The following is a 13793-nucleotide window of genomic DNA, read 5'->3' as shown; positions in this document are numbered from 1 at the left end:
TTCCGCTCCAGTTTATAGCGTCAGCTTCAGCCCCGATGGCAAGACGATTGCTTCTACAAGTAGGGACAATACCGTCAAACTCTGGGATACCGCAGGCAGAGAACTCAAAACCCTCAAAGGGCATTCCGCTCCAGTTTATAGCGTCAGCTTCAGCCCCGATGGCAAGACGATTGCTTCTGCAAGTAGGGACAACACCGTCAAACTCTGGGATACCACAGGTAGAGAACTCAAGACCCTCAAAGGGCATTCCGCTCCAATTGTGAGCGTCAGCTTCAGCCCCGATGGCAAGACCATCGCTTCTGCAAGTGAGGACAACACCATCAAACTCTGGGATACCACAGGCAAAGAACTCAAAACCCTCAAAGGGCATTCCGCTCCAGTTTATAGCGTCAGTTTCAGCCCCGATGGCAAGACGATTGCTTCTGCAAGTTTGGACAAGACGGTGAAATTGTGGGATACCACAGGCAAAGAACTCAAAACCCTCAAAGGGCATTCCGCTCCAGTTTATAGCGTCAGTTTCAGCCCCGACGGCAAGACGATTGCTTCTGCAAGTTGGGACAACACCATCAAACTTTGGGATATCACAGGTAGAGAACTCAAAACCCTCAAAGGACATTCAGGTTGGATTTCAAGCGTTAACTTCAGCCCGGACGGCAAGACGATTGCTTCTGCAAGCAAGGACAACACCGTTAAACTCTGGGAGACCACAGGCAGAGAACTCACAACCTTCAAAGGGCATTCCGCTCCAGTTGTGAGCGTCAGCTTCAGCCCCGACGGCAAGACGATTGCTTCTGCAAGTTGGGACAAGACGGTGAAATTGTGGAACTTGGATCTGGAAAATTTACTTGTGTTGGGGTGCGATTGGCTCAAATATTATTTACCTCGGTATCCTGAGACATTGGCAGAACTCCATGTATGTCAAACAAAGCCTCTCCGGATTGCCGCCGCATCGACTTTAGTAGAACAAGGTGAGGCATTAGCAACTGAGGGAAATTTTGAGGATGCAGTGGCTAAGTTTAATAAAGCTAAAGCGTGGAATTCCAAATTAACGTTTGATTCAGAGGAAAAAGCGGTACCAATTATTATGGTTTCTCAGGGCAGAGAACTTGCCCAAGAAGGTGACATTGAGGCAGCATTAGTTCAGTTAACAAAAGCACAGAAACTGTCTCCTAATCTCGATCTGAATCCAAAAACAAAAGCTATAGAAAAGAATCCAAAAGCAGTGATTTTTCTTATACGAGGAGAAGCGCTGGTAAAGCAGGATAAATTCAAAGAAGCGCTCGCTTTTTACAAAGATGCTCAAACACTCGATCCTGCTTTAACTATTTCTGCCAAGGAATGGAATTCTCTTTGTTGGGATGGTAGCTTGCGGGGGTTTGCTAAAGATGTCATGTTTGCTTGTGAAAAAGCAGTTGCCCTTTCACCAAAAGATGGAGGTATTCTTGATAGCCGAGGGCTAGCTAGAGCGCTCACTGGTAATAGCAAAGGATCTGTTGCAGATTTCCAAGCCTTTATCAAGTGGACTGATAATTCCAAGTACAAATCACAGCGTCAACGTTGGATTAATACCTTAATTGCAGGTAAAAATCCCTTTACAACAGAAGAGTTGAAAAAGTTGAGAGAGTAATAGATCTCGCTAGCGAATAGAATTCGCGGCTGTACAGGCGAAACCCACCTACGTGGGTTTGAGAAACTGGCGTTGCGTCAATCTTTAGAGAAAGCGATCGCGATTCAAAAAAAGCAGGCTCCAGGTTCTTTTTCTCTTGGTTTGGCAATTTTCAACAGTTGTTTATGGTTCTTTATCTTCTGCCATTGTACGTTGTTCGTACTCAGTAATGATATTTCTAATTTCATCTGCTGCGATATTTCTTAGCGAGAGAACGTAGATTTCGGTTGAAGATTGGCGCAGCTTCAACTTGAATAAAGGATTGCTCAGACATCCTCGAGTCCTTCCCAAAGTTGAGCAACAGGAATTATTTGTCCAGTCATTGCCTCATGCCAAGCTTGACGGAAATCTTCTAAAATCTCTTCCTTAGATTTATCATTTTCCTCGATTTCTACTTCTTCTGGAATCAGGACAATAACTTCAACGCGACTGTTTTTATCACTTACTAAGGGGCGATCTAAAGTAAGTTGTCCGTGTTCATCAATAGTTGCCATTATTTTAATTGCTTTCATTGGTTATTTTTAAGTAATGTTGTGCCTAAATATAAGCTTGAACTAAGTAGGTCGTTACAATTAAAGTTAACTAGTTAGGGTTGTCATTTGTCATTGGTTAAAGTTTCAAGTGTCTTTACATTTTGTAATATAACGTGTTTATTTCTGCCTATCTACTTTGTAGCAAAGAGACATTCAGCAATGCGATCGCTATCATAATTGACAGCAGAAACAGAATAGCCCGCGCAGGCGGGCTTCGTTTGTGTAGCCCCAGAATTCCATTCTGAGGGCAATTGGAGCAAAGTCTGTATTAAATAATACTTGAACTGAGTTGCCATCCAACTCAAAGTATAGAATAATGTCGGTACAAGTTGACCGGAATTCACCAACTACAGGTTAAGCTGGAGAGAGTAGCTTTTTGTTACGTTTTGTATATTAAGTCCTCTTTTGCTGTTAACTTTTAATTTTTGCTGCTTGAGAAAACAGGAATGCTAGACCAAATATTTGACTATCTCAACTTTCATCCTAGCTTAGAAGCATCTATAGTGTTGCTGCTCCTCATCTTTTTAGAGGCAGTACTCTCTGCAGACAACGCGATCGCTCTTGCAGCGATCGCTCAAGGACTGGGGAACCAGAAACTCGAACGTCAGGCGCTGAACATTGGCTTAGTTGTTGCTTATGTTTTGCGAATTACGTTATTGCTAACTGCTACCTGGGTACAACAGTTCTGGCAGTTTGAATTGTTGGGAGCAGCCTATCTACTGTGGCTGGTATTCCAACATTTTACTTCTGAAGAAGGCGAAGATAACCAACACCACGGTCCTCGGTTCAATTCCTTATGGCAAGCGATCCCCGTTATTGCCCTGACAGATTTGGCATTTTCTCTTGATAGCGTAACCACCGCGATCGCTGTATCTAATGAAACTTGGTTGGTGCTCACAGGAACTACCATCGGTGTTGTGACTCTACGCTTTATGGCAGGTCTGTTTATTCGTTGGTTGAATGAATACGTCTACTTGGAAGATGCTGGTTACATCACAGTAGCCTTGGTGGGCTTGCGCTTGTTTTTGAAAGTTGTGAACGACTCCTTTGTACCCCCACAATGGGTGATGATTACTTCTATTGCCCTGATTTTGGCTTGGGGATTTTCCAAACGTAAAGTTTTAGATGCTGAAACTGAAACTACAGTCAAGGAACCAGAAAAGACTGAAGTGCAACAATAACCATAGAGAATGGTAAATTCTGCACGAGTAGAAAACTTTACGTTATCTATGAAACTCAAGGATTGGCTGACAGTTTATTGAGTTGTACAAACAAGAGATTTCCAAAAAATCAATTATCTGTCTTGTAAGCTCAACAAGCCCCCTATCCCTATAGGAGTTGGGGGTGATGGCTTACGTGAGGCGGAGCCTCGTAGAATGCATTCCCAGGCGGAGCCTGGGAACGAGGGTTACTCGTGCAACCAAGGTGTCAAATGAGGTTGCCAAGCAACCAATTCTTCTTCCTTAAACCACAGGGAAATTTCCCGTTGTGCTGTTTCAATAGCATCGGAACCGTGGATGAGGTTGCGACCAATATTAATGCCGAAGTCACCTCGGATTGTTCCTGGTTCTGCTGTTAAGGGATTTGTTGCACCAATCACCTTTCTAGCTGCGGCGACAACGCCCTCTCCTTCCCAAACCATCGCCACAACCGGGCCTGAAGTGATAAACTCCACCAGGCTGCCAAAGAAAGGTCTTTCTTTGTGAACGTCGTAATGTTGTTCGGCTAATTCTCGGGAAGGTTTTACAAACTTTAAACCAACGAGGGTAAAGCCTTTAGTCTCAAAGCGACGGATGATTTCACCAATGAGTCCGCGCTGCACGCCATCGGGCTTAATTGCTAAGAATGTGCGTTCCAAAGCTATCTCCTCAAATTAAGTAAATTGGTTATGGGTCATGAGTCAAGTGTCATTTGACCTTCTTACTGAGTCAAGAATAAATGACACTCGACCAATGACAAAGGACAATCTGAAATTATCGCAGAAAGTATCTCCAAATGCATGTGCGCTTCGAGATGAATGCGATACATTGTATTCTCGTGGGTGAAACAAAAAGGTCAGGAAAGAAATGCGTGGTGATTTAACGACTACATCAGACGAGGTGGTGAAACCTCCCTCTAATGCAACCAAAGCCGAAATAAAAGCACAAAAACAACAAAAACTGCTACCTACGGCTACCAATCCCGATGGAACCCGCATCTGGAAAATAGAGGATAGCGAAGCACTTTATCGGATAGAAGGTTGGGGTGAACCCTACTTTTCCATCAATGCTGCAGGTCACATCACTGTTTCCCCCAAGGGCGATCGCGGTGGTTCTCTGGACTTATACGAACTGGTTAATGCTCTCAAGCAGCGTAATTTAGGGCTTCCCCTGTTGATCCGGTTTTCCGATATTTTGGAAGACAGGATCGAACGGTTAAACGCTTGTTTCGCCAAAGCTATTGCTCGTTATAACTATCCTGGAGTTTACCGTGGTGTATTTCCTGTCAAGTGCAACCAGCAACGGCATTTAATTGAAGATTTAGTGCGGTTTGGTAAACCCCATCAGTTTGGTTTAGAAGCCGGTTCCAAGCCAGAGTTAATGATTGCTTTGGCTCTATTGGATACCCCAGGCGCACTGTTGGTTTGCAATGGCTACAAAGACCGAGAATACATCGAAACGGCAATGCTGGCTCAAAGGCTCGGACAAACGCCGATCATCGTTTTAGAACAAGTTGAAGAGGTGGATCTCGTTATTGAGGTCAGCCAGCAGTTGGGGATCGAACCTATTGTTGGTGTGAGAGCTAAACTGAGCACCCAAGGAATGGGACGGTGGGGAACTTCCACTGGAGATCGCGCTAAATTTGGTCTGACCATTCCAGAAATCATGCAAGCTGTTGATAAGTTACGCGATGCTAACTTGTTGCAATCCTTGCAGTTACTTCATTTCCATATTGGTTCGCAAATTTCTGCTATTCATGTGATTAAAGATGCCATCCAAGAAGCCAGCCGTATCTACGTAGAGTTGGCTACTCAAGGGGCAAACATGAAATACCTGGATGTCGGTGGTGGTTTGGGCGTAGATTATGACGGTTCTCAAACCAACTTCTACGCCTCAAAAAACTATAACATGCAGAATTATGCAAATGACATAGTTGCTGAATTAAAAGATACCTGTGCGGAGAAAAATCTTTCCGTACCAACACTGATTAGTGAAAGCGGACGTGCGATCGCATCTCATCAATCTGTTTTGATTTTTGACGTTCTCAGTACCAGCGAAGTCCCCGGTGACCTACCAGAGCCTCCCCAAGAAGGAGAGTCGCCTATCATCAGCTACATGTGGGAAACCTATCAATCGTTAAACGAAGAGAACTATCAAGAGTTTTACCACGATGCCACCCAATTTAAAGAAGAAGCAATCAGCCGCTTTAAATTAGGTATTTTAAGTCTTAGAGAACGTGCCAAAGCAGAACGTCTCTACTGGGCTTGCTGTCAAAAAATTCTGGGGATCACCCGCAAGCAGGAATACGTACCCGACGAGTTGGAAGACCTCGAAAAAATTATGGCTTCCATTTACTACGTCAATCTTTCCGTGTTTCAATCCGCACCAGATTGCTGGGCAATCGACCAATTATTCCCAATTATGCCCATACATCGCTTGGGTGAAGAACCAACGCAAAGGGGTATCCTCGCAGACCTTACCTGCGATAGCGATGGCAAAATAGATCGTTTTATTGACTTGCGAGATGTCAAATCGGTTTTGGAGTTGCACAAGTTCAAGGCTGGAGACTCATACTACTTGGGTATGTTCCTGAATGGAGCCTACCAAGAAATTATGGGGAATTTACACAACCTCTTTGGTGATACCAACGCAGTTCACATTCAATTGACACCCAAGGGATACCAAATCCAACATGTTGTAAAAGGCGACACCATGAGCGAGGTTGTAAGTTACGTACAGTATGACTCTGAGGATATGCTGGAAAATATCCGTCAGAGATGCGAGCACGCTTTGATAGAAAATCGGATTACTCTCGCAGAGTCTCAAAAATTGTTACAAACTTACGAACAGAGTTTACGAAGATATACTTACTTGGCGAATTAGTGGTTAGTGGTTAGTGGTTTACACATAACTAACCACTGACCACTAACCACTAACAATTCAAGTTACAGGAGCGTTCGTTCCTAACAATTCAGCGATCGCTTGTCGTTCTGCTGGAGTATGGGATGGTGGCTCTTGACGCGCATCAGTAATCAGCCAATCTAAAGCTGCTGCTTGCACGTCTATCGTAGCTCCAGTCTTGTCCACACAGTAACGACCGTATACCAATTTATCAACGAGTCTGACTCCCGGACCCAATCGAGACCAGTCAAAGATGACGCTATTTTCCACTGTTGCGCCACTGCACACCCAGCAATTAGGACCTATCATTGTAGGACCAACGATTTTTGCACCATCTTCAATTCGAGTCATACCGCCAATATAGACTGGACCCGTGATATCCACTTTATCCCAGTTGACAGCAACATTCATGCCAGTGTAAATGCCAGGAGCGACTTGATGCCCCGGAATTTGGACATTTTTGATTTCTCCAGACAGTACACCGCGAACGGCTCGCCAGTAATCTGGAACTTTACCAATATCTACCCATTCAAAGTTCATTGGAATAGCGTAGAAAGGAGCTCCCACTTCAACTAATTTTGGGAAGAGCTGGCTACCAATGTCATATTCTACTCCCGAGGGAATATAATTAAAGATCTCTGGCTCAAAAATGTAGATACCCGTGTTAATATTCGTGCTTAGAGCTTCTTCTACCTTAGGTTTTTCTTGGAAAGCCTTGACCCGACCTTCTTCATCTGTAACTACGACACCATAGCTAGAAACTTCTTCTTGTGGAACCGATTTCATAATGATGGTGGCGATAGATCCCTTTTCTCTGTGCCACTTTACGGCTGCTGTTAAGTCTAGGTCAATCAAAGCATCACCGCATAATACGACAAAGGTATCGTCGAAAAATGGGTAGAAATCCTGAATTTTCCGCATTCCTCCAGCAGATCCAACGGCTTCTCCTACAAGAGTACCGTCAACAATGCGACCTTCAAAAGAATAGGCAATTTGTACGCCAAACCGTTGACCATCGCGGAAATAACTTTCTATTTCATCTGCTAAATGGCTGACATTAACCATAATTTGGTCAAACCCATGCTGGCGTAAAAGTTCCAGCAAGAATTCCATCACTGGCTTTTGCAAGATAGGAATCATTGGTTTGGGAATTGTGTAGGTAATCGGACGGACACGAGTACCTTTACCTGCTGCGAGAATCATCGCTTTCATATATCTTATTCCTCAACCACAAGCCGATTTACTGTTATCATTTGATACTTCATCATCAGTGTATTTCCGCTTTTTTGTCATTCCTAAAAGCACTGAGTGCAACTGCAGTACCTCAGAGCATTATAGACATGGGAAACAAATATGAAGTGTAAAGTATGAAGTATAAAAAAAGCATAAAATCCAAGGTGCCAAGTATGAAAATTTTATACCTCGGCTAAGACCTTCGATACTTTATACATTTTTTCATCTTTCAGACCTTATCCTTCATCCTTTATAATTTGCATTGGTCACTTTTCCAATTTAATTGGATTTTAAGGTTTGCTGAAGACATCATAGCGAACCCTCATATGACAATGTTGTATGTCCTTAATTTAAAGGTATATCCATAGTGCTTGATGAATCAGTGAGCAACCTGATTTTCAGGTCTTGGTAAAATTCTTCCTGAACAAGCTCCACTTTAGACTGAGCACAAAGCAGTAGTAATGCCCAAAAAACACTAACCATATGGTTTTCGTGGGAATGCTCTGTGATATTCTTCTGTTGCGGTTGCTTTGCTAGGGTCCATAACTCCACAAGTTGTTCTAAATTCAACCAATTTTTCTCTAAATTTAATTCTGGAGTCCTCAGGCGTAAAACTTGCTCGAGTTCCGAAGCCACTTCTGTCAGATTTTCCTGGTGAGCCAATTCTAAAGCAGCTTTCATGGATTGAAGGCTGGGTTGGCGTCGAGTACGAGCAGGCTTGTTCGCTTTTTCCACTAGCTGCAACTGTTTTGCCATAACTTGCAACTGTTCTATAAGTTCTTGCAAGGTCACACGGCGTTTCGGTGGAGGCATAGCTGCAGGGCGACGGCGTAAATGACGTTCCAATGGCAAGCGTTGGTGGTGAGAAGTGGCTCCATCTTCGCTTTCCAAGAGAGCTTCTTCAGTCGCTTCTTGTTCCTCTACTGCTGCTTGCAACTGCATCAAAGTATTTGCCTTGAACAAGACCAGTTTTGATGCCGACAAAAAAGCTTGACCCGATTGTGATAAATCAGTTTCATACCCTCTTGTTGCAGTTTCCGGTGCCATGAGCTCTAAGTAACTATCGATCACTTCAATCACCTTGACATCCCAAGGGTCTATTTCCCCTTGTTCAGCTTGGTAAATGAGCAACGTAATTGTTTCTAATAGCTCAGCAGCGTCCATTGAATGATTGGTGGTTGGTGGTTGGGGGTTAGCGGTTAGTGGTTACAACTACTAACGACTAACCACTAAATTATTAACAAATTTTACCTTTGCGATCGCTTGATGCTTCCCTGAAAATTATTACACATACCATTTTGGCAGTTGAGTTACCGTATAAATTATCATCTAAACGATGTCAAAAAGGTTAGTGCCGTACATAGAGAGTAAAACGCTGTGAGAATACTTCGTTTAGATTTGAGTTTAATAGTTAGAACATTTTGGGAATCCAGTATACTACTATTTTTTTATACCCCTTACGAGCCCAAAATAAACGACTTGTTGTCACTGGTTATCGGTCACTGGTGTACTGTTGACAATGGCATCAAAAGTTCCTTTGATAGTTCCGGCAATGGGGACTGCAACAAGTGTTCCTAACAAACCAGCAATTTCAAAACCCATTAAAATAGCAACAAAAATCCATATAGGATTGACTCCGATAAAATCACCAAGTAGCTTGGGACTGAGTAAATTATCTTTGATTTGCTGTACAACGATCGCAGCAACAGCCACTTGCACTGCCAACCACCAGTTTTGTAACAAAACTAAAAACGTGACCAAACCAATACCCAATGTTGCCCCAATAAAAGGTATGAGTTGCGATATGCCAATCACTATAGCGAATAACAGCGCAAAAGGAACCTTGAGAATGAGGAAAATTGGAGTCATAATGACCCCCATAAAAACTGCCAGTAAAAGTTGGCTGAGGAAAAAGTAGTGAAAGTTACGCTGTAAAGAGGTTCTTAATGGAACTCGAACATTAGCCGGTAAAAGGTTAAATAAGCCAAACCACACGCGTTCCCCATACAGAAGCATATAGAACGCCAAGACAACCACCAATATCACATCGAGCAATCCTGACAAGACTGTCCCGGCGAATCCCACAGCAGCAGAAGCAAGCTGTTGAACCATACTTTGAATATTGGCATTGATTTGATTGCTAACAACTCTCAGATCTAAAGGTAAACGTCGCTTTTTGGCTATAGCTTCAAAAGACTCTAAATTGGCTTGACTCGTCGCCAACCAATTTGGAATTCTATCTAAAAGTTGAATAGTTTGATCTATCACTATTGGCACGAGCGTAACACCTAAAACAATCAAAAGCGTGAGTGTCAGCAGCAACACAATCGTCACCGCTTGAGGACGGTTGACAGCACGTTCAAAGAACTTGACTGCATAGTTCAGGAGAAAAGCCAAAATTGCTGCAACGCTCACAATAGTGATGGGATGCTGAAATAAACGAAAAATTAAATACAACAACCAGAGATTGAGAGCGATAATTGGACCGCTCAGACCATATATTAAAAGACGTTGAAGTGAGGCTGAACGGCGCATCTTATTTTTACTTTGGTTAACGGATCGCTTCTCACTGTTAACTCCCATTCCCGACCGTTTAATACAGGAAGATGACAATGGATAGAAATATTGCTGACCTTAGGAAGGATTATACCTTGCAAGGTTTGAGCGAGACTGAAGTTGACCCCAATCCTTTTATACAATTTAAACGATGGTTCGACCAGACATTAGCAGCCCAACTTGTAGAACCAAATGCCGTCACTCTTGCAACTACGACACAAGAGGGGAAGCCATCTGCAAGAATGGTATTGCTCAAAGGTTTTGACGATCGGGGTTTTGTATTCTTTACAAACTACAACAGCCAAAAAGGGCAGGAACTAGCAGAAAATCCCCAAGCGTCTCTTGTTTTTTGGTGGGCAGAACTAGAACGCCAAGTCCGCATATCTGGAAGTGTGGAAAAAATTTCAGACAAAGAGTCAGATGAATATTTTTACAGCCGTCCTCTCAACAGTCGCTTGGGTGCATGGGCTTCCAATCAAAGTGAGGTGATAGAAAATCGAGCAGTCCTCGAACAACGAATAGAGGAACTTCAAACCAAATATCAAAACCAAGAAGTTCCCCGCCCCCAACATTGGGGTGGCTTTCGAGCAATCCCCGTAGAAATTGAATTTTGGCAGGGACGCCCCAATCGACTGCACGATCGCCTGCGCTATACCCGTTTAGATGATAGCAGTTGGAAGATCGAACGGTTGTCGCCATAGAGTGCTATCAGCTAATAGCTAATAGCTAATAGCTATTAGCTGATAGCCCTATCTCAGGAGCACAGACGCTAAGCGCAAAGCGCATGCTCCGCGTTGCCGCAGGCTATGCCCGTAAGGGCTATACGCCAGTCCCGGTGGTCGCGGGAAACCCCTCCGGGTATCTCCTTACGGAGACGCTACGCGATGCCGAAGGCTATGCCCGCAAGGGCTATACGCCAGTTGCCAGGGCGCGGCGGGAAACCCGCCTACAGCAATGGTCTCACCGCCTACAGGACTAAACTCACCATTAGCAATTAGCAATTAGCCATTAGCCATTAGCCATTAACCTTTTGAAGCAAACTGAACTCTAGGGTCGGGCATAAAACTGTATCTCAGGTAAACCCCTGCCAGTACGAATACAATAATGAATAGTGTCCCAAAACCAAGAGGGCTTGGAAGCCAAAACACGACTTCTATATGGTTTAATTCTCCAGGCTTAAGTCTCCACACAAGTTGATTGCCGTTCTTTTCTGGAACGATCGCATTCTCTGTCTTTTCTACAGTCCTTGCACCCCAAGGAGTGTTTAAGCCAAATTCTAAGTCGAGAATGGAACCGGGATTAGATAGCACAGCTCCTTTGCTGGAAATTAAACCTAGCGATCGCAAATCCAAATCGTAAATCAACCGATTCCTTACTAAGAGTAAGAAATTGTTTTGAAACAGAAGTATATTTGATTCAATTTTTGGCAGTTCTGCGTTAGCCTCATTGGTTCCTGTTTCGGGTTTTTGAGTTCCATTAGGGTGGAAAAATTCGTTAAATTTGGTTTGTAATTCTTGACCGTTACTGAAAGGGATGGAAACAAAAATTTCCTCTTTGGAAAGCCGTCGTATTTTACCTTCTAATTTCCGAGCGCGACGTTCTATGCTATTTAACCATTCGTAGACAGAATCGCCACTGAAACTGAGCAGCCGTTCTTCTAATTTTATGTGCTGCACCAATTCGCCATGATTTGAATTGTCAAAGTTAACACCTAGATCGTACTTCACACACCCTGAGAGAAATAAGGATATCAACAGCACAGCCCATACAATGAATGATTTTGAACCGACGGTAAACGTTGATGAACGCCGATAATTGTCTCCTTTTCCTGCGTGCTTTGCCGTGCATCTGCGGTTATAATTTTGAAATATAGACCATCTCATAATATAAAGCTCTCCAAAAATCAATAAGTTAGGTTAGGCAACGAAATCCTTTATCTCCTCGCAATTTTCGATCGAAAGTTACCGTTTCAGTACAACTCATATGTTGAGCGATCGCTCCAATTAGATAGTCCGAAAAATCAGCTCGTCCCTGTTTGGTTCGTTGTAATGCTTGATACACTATGGAACGGTTTTCAAATTCAAAGCCCGAGCTTTGCAATATCATCTCTAACGTAGTAATGATTTCATCTTTACCAAATTGATAAGGTCGTCCTCTTAAAACCCACACGAGTTCGCTTAAGACAACATTGCCAATAAAACAAGGTTGATTTTCCTGAATGATTTGAGACGCTTGTTCCCATTGGTTAACGTCATCTTTGGTAAGATAGCGAACTAGAACATTCGTATCAAGTCCAATCACGCGCACCCTCCGCGATCGCTGCTTCCATGTCCTCTATTGTTGCAGCCGTCATACCAGGACGATGCAAAAATCCAGACAACGCTTCAATTGGGACATTCAGTGGCACAATCTTGACATCACCATTTTCATCGACTACAAATTCAATTTTGCTGCCAGTATCTAGTTTCAGGTAATCTCGGATTTCCTTGGGAATAGTAACTTGTCCTTTAATTGTGACTGTCGCAATGGACATAGGAATAAGCCTTACAAATGCGCCTTACTTAATTGTAAGGCATAAGACCATTTTAAAATCTTTCTCTTTTCTACTCTCAAATCTCGAGCAAACTTTAAGATTGATAGTATATACATCGCTCCTTAGCTATATATGGGGGCATAGCTGAAGCGGTGATATAAGCCACTAGAATCTGCATATTACCCAGAGATGAAGCGTTCAATTGCCTGCGAGTTAACCTGACAAACCCATCCAAAGCAGCCCACCTAAGATTAAACCGATCGCAATTAAAGCTACCCAAATAAATCGATTGTCTTTAGTATTTACCTGACTGAGATCTACAAATTCTGGCTCGGGACGCATCTGTCTTTGGGAAGAACTAGGCTTGACAGCGAATCGAGTGTTGGTTTCATTATCAGCGATTGCACCCAGATCGGGAATTTCAGTCATCCATTCTTTCGGACGTTGTAACCTAGGCGCTTTGAGAATGTAGTGTAATTCTTTCGCTTGCTTGCTGGTTTCCAGGTGGGGATGGCGCTTGAGTTGTTCGCAAAGGTCAAGTGCTTCTTCGGAGCGCCCAGCTGCTTCATAAGCCGTGACAAGCCAAAGTTTCACCTCCCCAGCAAGACGAGAATTGGGGGCTAGAAGGTCGCTTGCTTTTGAGAGTTGTTCGACAGCTTCCCGATATTGCCCTTTTTCAAAAGCAATTCTCCCAGCTTGATACCTAATTTTAGCTATTTCTAAACTTTCAGAACTCACTTTGCACACAAAAAATCGGCACTGTCTTTATTTTGCCAACAGTGGCGACCATTGGGAGTCATATTTTTTTACTGACTGGGATGCTCTTCAGCCAATAGCTATATCAGCTATATCAATGTAGGTTTTGCTAGCATCTTAAATAGTGACCAGCGATCGGTGAGTTGAAATATGCCTAACCCATTTCCTGGGATGAACCCTTATCTCGAACAATCAGATTACTGGTCAGATTTCCACAACCACTTGATAGCGGCGCTAGCTAAAGACTTGATTCCCAAATTGTTACCAAAATATCGGGTAGTCACGGACAAATGGGTATACAAGGTGAGCGGCGATATGGCGATCGCTATTGGCAGACCAGACTTGAGTGTTCAGCAGAACCTTCATTGATGAAATACGAGAAGAACGCATTCAGGACTGACAAACTACGTATCATT

At 43.3% G+C, this 13793-nt stretch carries 16 protein-coding genes; 5 read left to right on the top strand and 11 right to left on the bottom strand.

The window, feature by feature from the left end:
- A partial coding sequence (locus AB0756_RS32930) for a WD40 repeat domain-containing protein (protein WP_408019823.1) occupies nucleotides 1–1627 on the top strand: 1627 nt, incomplete at its 5' end.
- Nucleotides 1628–1789: 162 nt separating this feature from the next.
- On the opposite strand, the gene AB0756_RS32925 is transcribed toward AB0756_RS32930, so the two are convergent.
- The 3 genes from AB0756_RS32925 to AB0756_RS32915 form a co-directional block, all read right to left on the bottom strand.
- Nucleotides 1790–1915: a hypothetical protein gene (locus AB0756_RS32925; RefSeq protein ID WP_272899748.1), complete on the bottom strand. Its 126-nt coding sequence runs from the start codon at nucleotides 1913–1915 to the stop codon at nucleotides 1790–1792.
- 17 nt (nucleotides 1916–1932) lie between these two features.
- On the bottom strand, nucleotides 1933–2178 hold the full coding sequence (locus AB0756_RS32920; protein ID WP_038083828.1) for a type II toxin-antitoxin system RelN family antitoxin: 246 nt from the start codon (nucleotides 2176–2178) through the stop codon (nucleotides 1933–1935).
- A 152-nt stretch (nucleotides 2179–2330) separates the two neighbouring features.
- Entirely contained in the window at nucleotides 2331–2543 is a 213-nt protein-coding gene (locus AB0756_RS32915; RefSeq protein ID WP_050045900.1) for a hypothetical protein, read from the bottom strand.
- 102 nt (nucleotides 2544–2645) lie between these two features.
- Here AB0756_RS32915 and AB0756_RS32910 point away from each other — a divergent pair, with 102 nt between their 5' ends.
- Nucleotides 2646–3380 (top strand): TerC family protein, encoded by a 735-nt coding sequence (locus AB0756_RS32910; protein ID WP_038083829.1) that lies wholly within the window; start codon nucleotides 2646–2648, stop codon nucleotides 3378–3380.
- Nucleotides 3381–3607: 227 nt separating this feature from the next.
- Here the strand turns inward: AB0756_RS32910 and ndk are convergent, their stop codons facing one another.
- Nucleotides 3608–4057, bottom strand: coding sequence for a nucleoside-diphosphate kinase (gene ndk / locus AB0756_RS32905; RefSeq protein ID WP_038083832.1), 450 nt, complete (start codon nucleotides 4055–4057; stop codon nucleotides 3608–3610).
- 208 nt (nucleotides 4058–4265) lie between these two features.
- On the opposite strand from ndk, the gene speA reads away from it, so the two are divergent.
- Nucleotides 4266–6281, top strand: a complete 2016-nt coding sequence (speA, locus tag AB0756_RS32900; protein ID WP_038083834.1) for a biosynthetic arginine decarboxylase — start codon at nucleotides 4266–4268, stop codon at nucleotides 6279–6281.
- A gap of 57 nt (nucleotides 6282–6338) precedes the next feature.
- Here speA and AB0756_RS32895 read toward each other — a convergent pair whose 3' ends face one another.
- The 3 genes from AB0756_RS32895 to AB0756_RS32885 all read right to left on the bottom strand — a co-directional run bounded on the left by AB0756_RS32895 (nucleotide 6339) and on the right by AB0756_RS32885 (nucleotide 10067).
- Nucleotides 6339–7511 (bottom strand): sugar phosphate nucleotidyltransferase, encoded by a 1173-nt coding sequence (locus AB0756_RS32895; RefSeq protein WP_038083836.1) that lies wholly within the window; start codon nucleotides 7509–7511, stop codon nucleotides 6339–6341.
- Between the two features lie 366 nt (nucleotides 7512–7877).
- Nucleotides 7878–8696: a segregation/condensation protein A gene (locus AB0756_RS32890; protein WP_038083839.1), complete on the bottom strand. Its 819-nt coding sequence runs from the start codon at nucleotides 8694–8696 to the stop codon at nucleotides 7878–7880.
- Nucleotides 8697–9017: 321 nt separating this feature from the next.
- Nucleotides 9018–10067, bottom strand: coding sequence for an AI-2E family transporter (locus AB0756_RS32885; RefSeq protein WP_038083970.1), 1050 nt, complete (start codon nucleotides 10065–10067; stop codon nucleotides 9018–9020).
- A gap of 77 nt (nucleotides 10068–10144) precedes the next feature.
- Here AB0756_RS32885 and pdxH point away from each other — a divergent pair, with 77 nt between their 5' ends.
- On the top strand, nucleotides 10145–10789 hold the full coding sequence (gene pdxH, locus AB0756_RS32880; RefSeq protein WP_038083843.1) for a pyridoxamine 5'-phosphate oxidase: 645 nt from the start codon (nucleotides 10145–10147) through the stop codon (nucleotides 10787–10789).
- Between the two features lie 321 nt (nucleotides 10790–11110).
- Here the strand turns inward: pdxH and AB0756_RS32875 are convergent, their stop codons facing one another.
- From AB0756_RS32875 to AB0756_RS32860, 4 genes are all read right to left on the bottom strand, one after another.
- Entirely contained in the window at nucleotides 11111–11971 is an 861-nt protein-coding gene (locus AB0756_RS32875) for a DUF3153 domain-containing protein (RefSeq protein ID WP_082051719.1), read from the bottom strand.
- A gap of 28 nt (nucleotides 11972–11999) precedes the next feature.
- Nucleotides 12000–12389: a PIN domain-containing protein gene (locus AB0756_RS32870; RefSeq protein ID WP_202048626.1), complete on the bottom strand. Its 390-nt coding sequence runs from the start codon at nucleotides 12387–12389 to the stop codon at nucleotides 12000–12002.
- On the bottom strand, nucleotides 12376–12621 hold the full coding sequence (locus AB0756_RS32865; RefSeq protein ID WP_038083852.1) for an AbrB/MazE/SpoVT family DNA-binding domain-containing protein: 246 nt from the start codon (nucleotides 12619–12621) through the stop codon (nucleotides 12376–12378). Before AB0756_RS32865 ends, AB0756_RS32870 begins: the two co-directional genes overlap by 14 nt.
- A 213-nt stretch (nucleotides 12622–12834) precedes the next feature.
- Complete coding sequence (locus AB0756_RS32860; protein ID WP_038083856.1) at nucleotides 12835–13359, bottom strand: outer membrane protein assembly factor BamD; 525 nt, start codon at nucleotides 13357–13359, stop codon at nucleotides 12835–12837.
- Nucleotides 13360–13527: 168 nt separating this feature from the next.
- Here AB0756_RS32860 and AB0756_RS32855 point away from each other — a divergent pair, with 168 nt between their 5' ends.
- Nucleotides 13528–13746, top strand: a complete 219-nt coding sequence (locus AB0756_RS32855) for a DUF4058 family protein (RefSeq protein WP_050045899.1) — start codon at nucleotides 13528–13530, stop codon at nucleotides 13744–13746.
- The last annotated feature ends 47 nt before the right edge of the window (nucleotides 13747–13793 follow it).

Source organism: Tolypothrix campylonemoides VB511288_2, from assembly GCF_045999855.1.
GTDB lineage: Bacteria > Cyanobacteriota > Cyanobacteriia > Cyanobacteriales > Nostocaceae > Scytonema > Scytonema bouteillei_A.
The sequence above is the reverse complement of the archived record's forward strand: the minus strand, read 5'-3'. Positions and strand labels throughout refer to the sequence as shown.

What these genes read in the sequence shown, in the direction of transcription:
- AB0756_RS32920 (WP_038083828.1), bottom strand. Translation starts at nt 2,178, where the DNA reads ATGAAAGCAATTAAAATAATGGCAACTATTGATGAACACGGACAACTT.
- AB0756_RS32910 (WP_038083829.1), top strand. Translation starts at nt 2,646, where the DNA reads ATGCTAGACCAAATATTTGACTATCTCAACTTTCATCCTAGCTTAGAA.
- speA (WP_038083834.1), top strand. Translation starts at nt 4,266, where the DNA reads ATGCGTGGTGATTTAACGACTACATCAGACGAGGTGGTGAAACCTCCC.
- AB0756_RS32895 (WP_038083836.1), bottom strand. Translation starts at nt 7,511, where the DNA reads ATGAAAGCGATGATTCTCGCAGCAGGTAAAGGTACTCGTGTCCGTCCG.
- AB0756_RS32890 (WP_038083839.1), bottom strand. Translation starts at nt 8,696, where the DNA reads ATGGACGCTGCTGAGCTATTAGAAACAATTACGTTGCTCATTTACCAA.
- AB0756_RS32885 (WP_038083970.1), bottom strand. Translation starts at nt 10,067, where the DNA reads ATGCGCCGTTCAGCCTCACTTCAACGTCTTTTAATATATGGTCTGAGC.
- pdxH (WP_038083843.1), top strand. Translation starts at nt 10,145, where the DNA reads ATGGATAGAAATATTGCTGACCTTAGGAAGGATTATACCTTGCAAGGT.
- AB0756_RS32875 (WP_082051719.1), bottom strand. Translation starts at nt 11,971, where the DNA reads ATGAGATGGTCTATATTTCAAAATTATAACCGCAGATGCACGGCAAAG.
- AB0756_RS32865 (WP_038083852.1), bottom strand. Translation starts at nt 12,621, where the DNA reads ATGTCCATTGCGACAGTCACAATTAAAGGACAAGTTACTATTCCCAAG.
- AB0756_RS32855 (WP_050045899.1), top strand. Translation starts at nt 13,528, where the DNA reads ATGCCTAACCCATTTCCTGGGATGAACCCTTATCTCGAACAATCAGAT.